The organism is Marinobacter sp. (assembly GCF_014859525.1).
In the GTDB taxonomy this organism is placed as follows: domain Bacteria; phylum Pseudomonadota; class Gammaproteobacteria; order Pseudomonadales; family Oleiphilaceae; genus Marinobacter.
The window spans coordinates 1-6,822 of sequence record NZ_JACUUB010000102.1 but is presented as its reverse complement, the minus strand read 5'-3'; the positions used below and the strand labels follow the sequence as shown (position 1 = coordinate 6,822).

The 6,822-nt window shown below is 58.5% G+C and carries 5 protein-coding genes; 3 read left to right on the top strand and 2 right to left on the bottom strand.

Going from position 1 to position 6,822, the window contains the following annotated elements; all coding sequences use genetic code 11:
• Position 1 precedes the first annotated feature (1 nt).
• Both IBX51_RS13740 and IBX51_RS13735 read left to right on the top strand, forming a co-directional pair.
• On the top strand, positions 2-1,444 hold the full coding sequence (locus IBX51_RS13740; RefSeq protein WP_291831854.1) for a LutB/LldF family L-lactate oxidation iron-sulfur protein: 1,443 nt from the start codon (positions 2-4) through the stop codon (positions 1,442-1,444).
• Positions 1,444-2,115, top strand: coding sequence for a lactate utilization protein C (locus tag IBX51_RS13735; protein ID WP_291831853.1), 672 nt, complete (start codon positions 1,444-1,446; stop codon positions 2,113-2,115). Before IBX51_RS13740 ends, IBX51_RS13735 begins: the two co-directional genes overlap by 1 nt.
• Before the next feature lie 11 nt (positions 2,116-2,126).
• On the opposite strand, the gene nfsA is transcribed toward IBX51_RS13735, so the two are convergent.
• Together nfsA and IBX51_RS13725 are read right to left on the bottom strand one after the other, a co-directional pair.
• Complete coding sequence (gene nfsA, locus IBX51_RS13730; RefSeq protein ID WP_291831852.1) at positions 2,127-2,864, bottom strand: oxygen-insensitive NADPH nitroreductase; 738 nt, start codon at positions 2,862-2,864, stop codon at positions 2,127-2,129.
• Between the two features lie 96 nt (positions 2,865-2,960).
• A complete protein-coding gene (locus tag IBX51_RS13725; RefSeq protein WP_291831851.1) occupies positions 2,961-4,064 on the bottom strand; it encodes a PilT/PilU family type 4a pilus ATPase in 1,104 nt (367 codons plus the stop codon).
• Between the two features lie 176 nt (positions 4,065-4,240).
• Between IBX51_RS13725 and IBX51_RS13720 the strand changes: the two genes are divergently transcribed.
• Positions 4,241-6,822, top strand: a 2,582-nt coding sequence (locus IBX51_RS13720) for a diguanylate cyclase (RefSeq protein WP_291831850.1), incomplete at its 3' end; no start/stop codon positions are given.

The window sequence follows — 6,822 nt, the reverse complement described above, 5'->3', positions numbered from 1 at the left end:
CATGAGCCAGCGTATACCGGTCAAAGAGCTGACCGACAGCTTCCGTGGCCGCGCCGTGGGTGCCCTGGCGGACGACCAGCTGCGCACCAACTTTCGGGTGGCCATGGACTCGCTGATGAAAAAGCGCGCCGATGCCTTCCCGGATGAAGACGAGCGGGAAGGCCTGCGGGAGCTGGGTAACCACATCAAGGCCCGGGCCCTGTCCCGGTTGCCGGATTTGCTGGAACGGCTGGAAGCCAAGCTGACCGCCAACGGTGTGAAGGTCCACTGGGCGGAGACCACCGAAGAGGCCAACCGGATTGTCCATTCCATCATCGAGGCGAAAAAAGGCGCTCAGGTGGTGAAGGGCAAGTCCATGGTGAGCGAAGAAATGGAGATGAACGACTACCTGGCCGAGCGCAACATCGAGTGCCTGGAGTCGGACATGGGCGAGTACATTGTCCAGCTGGATGGTGAGAAGCCGTCCCATATCATCATGCCGGCCATTCACAAGAACCGCTTTCAGGTCTCCAAACTGTTCCACGACAAGCTCGGGGTTGATGAGACCGAGGATGTGAACGAGCTGATCCAGATTGGCCGGCGCACCCTGCGCCAGAAGTTTCTGGAGGCAGACGTCGGGGTGTCTGGCGTCAACTTCGCCATCGCCGAAACCGGCACCCTGCTGCTGGTGGAAAACGAAGGCAACGGTCGCATGAGCACCACTGCGCCGCCGGTACACATTGCCGTGACGGGCATCGAAAAGGTGGTGGAAAACCTGCGGGACGTGGTGCCGCTGTTGTCACTGCTGACACGCTCCGCTCTGGGTCAGCCGATCACCACCTACGTGAACATGATTTCAGGACCGCGCAAGGCGGACGAGCTGGATGGCCCGGAAGAAGTGCATCTGGTGCTGCTGGATAACGGCCGCAGCGGCGCCTTTGCCGATGCCCAGTTGCGCCAGACCCTGAACTGCATCCGCTGCGGCGCCTGCATGAACCATTGCCCGGTGTATACCCGGGTGGGTGGCCATACCTATGGCGAGGTGTATCCGGGGCCGATCGGCAAGATCATTACGCCGCATATGGTGGGCCTGCACAAGGTGCCGGATCATCCCAGCGCGTCGTCATTGTGTGGTGCCTGTGGCGAAGTGTGCCCGGTGAAGATTCCAATTCCGGAAATGCTGCAGCGATTGCGGCAGGAAAACGTGAAACGTCCCGCGGAGCAGCCGAAAGTGAAAGATGGTGGTGCCAAATACTCCCGCAAGGAGCGGGCGATCTGGCGCTTTTGGGCTAGTCTGAACACTTCGCCGATGTTCTACCGGTTGTTCTTGTGGGGCGCGACCCGCTTGCGCAAGCTGGCACCGAAAAACGTGGGCCCATGGACCGAGAACCACTCAGCGCCGGTGCCAGCCCGCCGGTCGTTGCACGATCTGGCTAAAGCCCATCTGAATCAGGGGGATCGGTGATGAGCGCCCGCAGCAATATTCTCAACAAGCTCCGGGCCGGCCTGGCGGGCACCACGCCCCGGCCTGATGATTTCGACGAGGGCCTGGTCACAACGCCCTGGCAGTATGCGCCGGAGGACCGGATTACCCGGCTGCGCTCTTTGATGGAGGCGGTACACACGGAAGTGCATCAGCTGATCCGTGCCCAGTGGCCCGCCAAGGTACAGGAATTGCTCGAAAGTCGTGGTCTGGGCAACCTGCTCTATGCGCCGGGCACCGAGCACGGCAAACAGCTGGCGGCACACTGGCAGAGCAGCGGTGCGAAAGCACAGTTGATGATCTATGACCGACCCATCGAGGAATGGAAAGACGAGCTGTTCTGGAAGGTGGATGCCAGCGTCACCGCTACTGCCGGTGGCATTGCAGCCACCGGTTCTCTGGTGCTCTGGCCGGACCGCCACGAGCCGCGCCTGATGAGCCTGCTGCCGCCGTTGCACATCGCCCTGCTCAAGGCGAGTGAGGTGGAAGATAACCTGTACGGCATGATGCAGAAGCACCACTGGTCCGCCGGTTTGCCGACCAACCTGTTGCTGGTCTCCGGCCCGTCGAAAACCGCGGATATTGAGCAGGTGCTGGCTTACGGTGCCCATGGCCCGAAAGAGCTGGTGGTCCTCATCCTTGAGGACGCCTGAGGGGAGGTGGGTTACTTGACCCCGAACCCTCGCTTGTTCAGGAACTCCTTCATGTGTGGCCGCAGCTTGCTGGTAAACAGCGGCTTCAGCTGCTCGGACCAGTTGGTATCCTTGTTGCCGCCAGTGCGCGCGCCGTAATAACGGGCCATGGTGTCGTCGAAGCTGGCCACCAGAGCCTCGTCTTCGGCGTCGTCGTACACGTCTTCCTTGAGGATAGCGGCCAGGGGCAGTCTTGGCTTCACCTCCGGATTCTGGTCCGGGTAACCCAGGCACAGGCCGAACACCGGGTACACATGCGCCGGCAGTTTGAGCAGATCGCTCACGTCCTGCGGGTTGTTGCGTATGCCGCCGATGTAGCAGATACCCAGGCCTTCCGATTCAGCCGCCACCACCACATTCTGGGCAATCAGTGCGGCGTCAACGCTGGCCACCAGCAGCTGCTCCGTCATACCGCGAATCACCTCCGCACCGGCTTTCTCGGCGGATTCGGTGGCCCGCTTCATATCGGCGCAGAACACCAGAAAATCCGAACAGGTCTCCACATAGGTTTGCCCGCCGGCAAGTTCGGCGAGCTTCCGACGGCTTTCCGGATTGACCACATGAATAATGGTGTAGGCCTGCACGTGGTTGGAAGTAGCTGCGCATTGCCCGGCACGGATCAGGTCTTCAAACAGTTCCCGGGGAATCTGCTGATCCTTGAACTTGCGGATGGAGCGATGGGATTTCAGGAGTTCGATGGTCGGATTCATAGGGCCTCGCCTGCTGCAGGTAAAGGCAGACGATAGCTTGCTTATGAGGGCGCGTACAACAGGACAAAGGTACAGGCCTTTCTGTTCTGGCCGTATTCAGCTCTGGTCAATGCTCAGCGTATCGCTGGGAGAGTTTAGACCACCAGTGGCCAGGCGAATCTTCACCTCAAGATTGTGCCGGGAATTGGCATTGCTGAGGGCCTCTTCCTGCGTGATCTTACCCGCGTTGTAGAGCTCAAAAATGGCCTGATCAAAGGTCTTCATACCGTGTTCGCCGCCCCGGGTCATGATGTCCGCAATACCATCTATCTCGCCCTTGGAGATCAGATCCCGGATGTAGGGGCTGGCAAGCATCACTTCTACGGCCACCACCCGTTTGCCGTCTTTGCCCTTTAACAGGCGCTGGGCCACCACCGCTTTCAGGTGCAGGCTCATGTCCATGAACAGCTCCTTGTGGGCATGCTCCGGAAAGAAGTTCACAATCCGGCGCATGGTATGGTCCACGTTGCTGGCGTGCAGGGTGGAGATGCACAGGTGGCCGGTTTCCGCATAAGTAAGTGCGTGCTTCATGGTGTCCCGGTCACGGATCTCACCAATCATGATCACATCGGGCGCTTCGCGCATGGCTCGGCGCAGGGCTTCGTTGTAGGAGCGGGTATCCACCCCCACCTCCCGCTGATTGACCACACTTTTCTTGTGGCTGTGGGTGTACTCGATCGGGTCTTCCACCGTCAGGATATGGCCGGACTGGTTGCTGTTGCGATGGTCAATCATCGAGGCCAGGGTGGTGGACTTGCCTGAGCCGGTGGAACCCACCACCAGTATCAGGCCACGGGGCTCCATAATCAGTTTTTTCAGCACCGGTGGCAGGCCAAGGTCTTCAATAGAAGGAATGTCGTTACGCAGGTGGCGCACCACCATGCTGACTTCACCGCGCTGCCAGAAGACATTCACCCGGAAGCGACCGACGTCGTCCACCCCAATCGCCATATCCAGTTCCAGATTCTTCTCGAACTCGGCCCGCTGCTTGTCATTCATCACCGAGTAGGCCAACTGACGGACGGCACCAGAGGCGAGGGCGCTCTGGGTGATCGGGCCGGTTTTGCCTTCTACTTTCATCATGACGGGCGAACCGGTAGAAAAAAACAGGTCAGAGGCACCCTTGTCGGCCATGACTTTCAGGTAGGCGGGCAGTTCCATGAAGACTCCTCAGGGTTACGGAAGCAGCGTGTGCCGGGAAATAAAGCCAACAGGCACCATTGCTATCAACTATAGTAGAGAGGCCCCTGTTTCAGGAAGGGGGCACGCGCGAAAGCGCCACCGATCAACAGCATGGTCGCGGTATCCCCATAAAGACAAACACTACGAAGCGCCGGATGACTAAAACAAACGCCGAGATCGCAACGCAATTACATCAACGCCGAAAGCCTCTGCCATTATTGCTGTACTTGCTCGCTGTCCTGATACTGCTGATCTCTGCCGGGATCATTGGCAATAACGCCTACCAGCGTACGTACCAGGCGGCATTTGATCGCTCCCAGGCCCGGGCCGACCTGGCGTCTGCGTTTATCGCTAACAGCTTTCTTTCGGGGCAATACAGCTTGCGCACCATCGCCACCTTTGTTGAGCCGCTTATCGAGACTCCCGTGTTTGCTGCCAAGGCGGGTCTCGAGGGTATAGAAGGGCTGCTGGATGAGAAAATCCAGGGTACCGGCTTTATCGATGCCTTTTTCGTCACCGGTCTGGATGGCCGTCCGCTGTATTCCTCGACAACCGCGAACCAGACATTGCTTACGGCGCTCATTGAACGCTTTGTTGCTGATGACGCCAACGGCGATTTGGTAACGCCGCTGTATGTCGATCCGGACACAGGCAAGTTTTCGATCTGGCGTATTCGCGAACTACGATCAGCCTCGGGTTCGGTTAATGCATTGCTTTTGGCTCGGCAATCACCGGATGTGCTGGCAAAGGCGGTAGATCGCCTGTCCTTGTCGGAAGGCGAGAGCCTGGCCCTGATCGACGAGAAGATGCGGCTAGTGGCGCGACTGCCAAAACCAGTTGTCGGCGAACCGTCGGAGATCACCGGAGTCCGTATTCAGGAACCCCACACCCGGGCTTTTATCGAGAGTAGCGAGAGCATAGGCCAGGTGATTACCGCCTCGCCGGTCGATGGTGAAAATCGTTTCTATACCTTCCGGCGGGTTGAGGGGTTGCCTTATGTGGTGGTCGTAGGAGAACAAACGGCGGTAGCCATGCGGGGCTGGCGACAAAGCGTACTGATTGGCAGTGTCGGTATTGTGCTGAGTGCCCTGATGGGTGGCTTCCTGCTCCAGCAGTTTTACCGAAGGCTCCGGGTGGAGCAATCGCTGTTGGTAGAGAACCAAACCCGGAAAAAACTGCAGCAGGATGCCCAAGGCAACGCAGCAAGGCTGAGAGCGTTGGTTGCTTCGATACCCGATATGATCTTTGTCATCGGCCGGAAGGATACGTATGAGTTTGTTCATGCCGCTGAGCCGTCCAAATTACTTATGCCACCGGAACAAATTAAAGGTCTGGATTATCACGATGTGCTTCCGCCAGAACTGGCCAGGCGGTTCGACATTGTAAAAACAGACGTTGCCAACAGTCGACAGCCGCGGAATTTCGAGTACCAGTTGTTCCTGGAGGGCGAGGCCCGGCACTTTGAAGCCAGGGTGGCGGCGATTCCGGACAGCGAAGGGCAGAACAATGGCTTCCTTGCACTGGTCCAGGACATCACCGAAAGCAAACTGCAACAGGCGGAGGTGCGCATTGCCTCCACGGCTTTTGAAACCCATCTGGGCATTATTATTACCGACGACCGGGGCGTGATTCTTCGGGCCAACCGGGCCTTTACCCGCATTACCGGTTATGAAGAGCATGAAGTGATCGGGCGAACGCCGAAAATTCTGCAGTCCGGAATCCAGGATAAGGCCTTCTACCAGCACCTTTGGCACCGGGTAACTGAAACCGGATCCTGGGAAGGCGAAATCTGGAACCGTCGAAAGAATGGCGACGTGTTTGCAGAATGGCTCACGGTAACCGCTGTGCGGGGAGACGCCGGCACCATTCTTAATTACGTGGGCACCTTTCACGACATCACCGAGCGCAAAGAAGCCGAGCAACAGGTGCATCGGTTGGCGTTTTACGATTCGTTGACCGGACTGGCCAATCGGGCCCTGCTGGAGGAGCAGATTGTTGACGCGGGCCGATCCAACCACCGCAACGGTACCTTCGCGGCACTGCTGTATCTGGACATTGAGCAGTTCCGGGCGGTTAATGATTCCCGAGGTTACGAGGTGGGGGACAATGCACTGAAATCGCTGGCGGGTCGGTTGCAGGCGATCATGCGGGAAAATGACACCCTGGCCCGGGTTGGTGGTGACGAGTTCGGTGTGCTGCTGCCATCGTTGCAAGCCTCGGAACAAGAGGCCGCGCAGCTGGCCGAGGTGGTGGCACAGAAAATCCTGGAAGCGTTCGCCAGCCCGGTTGAGGTGATGGGGCATCGGGTACAGGTGGATGTGAGTATCGGCATTACCATCATCGGCGGTGTGGTTGACCATTTTGATCAACAGCTCCAACGGGCCGAGCAGGCCACTCAGCAAGCCAAGGAACAGACACGGCATACAGGCCTCAACCGCGTGGCCTTTTTCAATCCTGAGATGCAGGCGAAGGTGGTTGAACATGTCTTGCTGGAGGATCAGCTGCGTAATGCACTGAAGGAAAACCAGCTGGTACTGTATTTTCAGCCCCAGGTGCGATTCCCTGACATTTGCGTAGGGTACGAGGTGCTGCTGCGCTGGCAGCACCCGGAGCAGGGGCTGGTGTCGCCAGCGGTGTTTATTCCCTTGGCGGAAAAGAGCCGGTTGATTCTTCCTATTGGGCGATGGGTGCTGGAGCAGGCCTGCCAGACCCTTGCGCGCTGGCAGGACGATCCGGA